This window comes from Desulfovibrio sp. 1214_IL3152, assembly GCF_036763055.1.
In the GTDB taxonomy this organism is placed as follows: domain Bacteria; phylum Desulfobacterota; class Desulfovibrionia; order Desulfovibrionales; family Desulfovibrionaceae; genus Desulfovibrio.
Map to the genome: position 1 here is coordinate 1 of NZ_JBAIYW010000403.1, position 1,384 is coordinate 1,384.

A 1,384-nucleotide genomic window follows, 5' to 3' on the forward strand; every position below is an offset into this window, starting at 1 on the left:
AGTCCGTGCACGCGCAGTAGCGCCTGAAAATATGGGGCCGAGGGCAAGTGAGGCCGCACAGGGGGCATCGGAAGAATGCCGGGCGGATGCGGAAGGCTGTCGCGGGAACGCCAAAAGGGCATCACGGAGAACACAAGGCGACATCAGAAAAGGCGCCGCCCACTGTCAGCCCGCCACTGCGCCGCGCAAGCGGCCCCGGTGTAGACCGCCGGCGCGGTGCAGCCTCAGATGATCCGGCTGTCTTCCAGATCACCCATCTTGCAAATGATATCAAACTCTTCCCTGGTAACGGGCATAACCGAGAGCCGGGACCCTTTGCGCAAAAGCTCCATGCCGAGCAAGGCGGGAACCATGCGCATGGCCTTGAGCGGCACGGGCTTGGAAAATTTTTTTACAAAACGCACGTCTACCGCGAACCAGAGCGGTTTTTCCGGGGTCGATCCGGGGTCAAAGTGTTCGTCTTCCGGCTCCCAGGCAGTGGGGTCAGGGTATCCGGCCCTGACCACGCGGGCCACGCCAACCGCCGAAGGCGCAGTCACGCTGTGGTAAAAGATGACCATGTCGCCCACGGCCACCTGATCACGAAGGAAATTACGCGCCTGAAAGTTGCGCACGCCGCCCCAACTGGTGACCTGATCAGGCTCGGCCGCAAGGTCGTCGATGGAATAGCACCCCGGCTCCGACTTCAGCAGCCAATATTTTTTTTCCATATAATATCTCCGCGCCACAGCCCGGCCAGCAAAACCATAACCGCAGCATGCATTTTTTACGTGCGGCAGCCCTGACTCATGACTCCGGCAGGTTTGTGCAAAAAACTCCCCGGGCTTTCACCCCGCACACAGGCACTGCCGGGTCAAAACCTCAGGACTGCCGCCGCTTGAACATTTTTTCCAGCTCCGGGCCGTCCCAGCGCAGCACGCAGGGGCGTCCGTGCGGGCAGTATTCCCTGTCAGGAGCGGCAAGCCACTGACGCAGCAGGCCGGCGGCCTCATCGTCCGTAAGGCGCTGCCCTGCCTTGATGGCCGCCTTGCAGGACATGGAAATGAACATGCCCGCCAGATCGTCCTTGCGTCCGGCCAGCGCTTCGCGCAGAAAATCTCCGGCTTCGGCGCGGGACAGCATGGGCGGCATGCCCCTGACCTCAAGCCCTGCGCCGGAGCTTTCAAAGACAAAGCCCAGAGATTCCAGATTTTCTCGCAGTTCAAACAGACGTTCGCGCTCCGCAGGATGCAGCGGCAGTTCAAGCGGCAGGGCCAGCAACTGCCCGGAACCGGCAAAGCCGCCCCGGCGCATGCGAGTATAGAGCACACGCTCATGAGCCGCGTGCTGGTCCAGCAGGATCAGGGCGCTGTCCCTGTCGCGCAGCACCAGATAGGTATTTGCC

General features: G+C 61.7%; 1 protein-coding gene and 1 pseudogene. Both read right to left on the reverse strand.

Going from position 1 to position 1,384, the window contains the following annotated elements; all coding sequences use genetic code 11:
- Positions 1-224: 224 nt before the first annotated feature.
- Positions 225-710, reverse strand: a complete 486-nt coding sequence (locus tag V6C07_RS08675; RefSeq protein ID WP_333536001.1) for an EVE domain-containing protein — start codon at positions 708-710, stop codon at positions 225-227.
- A gap of 151 nt (positions 711-861) precedes the next feature.
- Positions 862-1,384 (reverse strand): annotated as a pseudogene (locus V6C07_RS08680) (DNA mismatch repair endonuclease MutL); the annotation flags it as partial.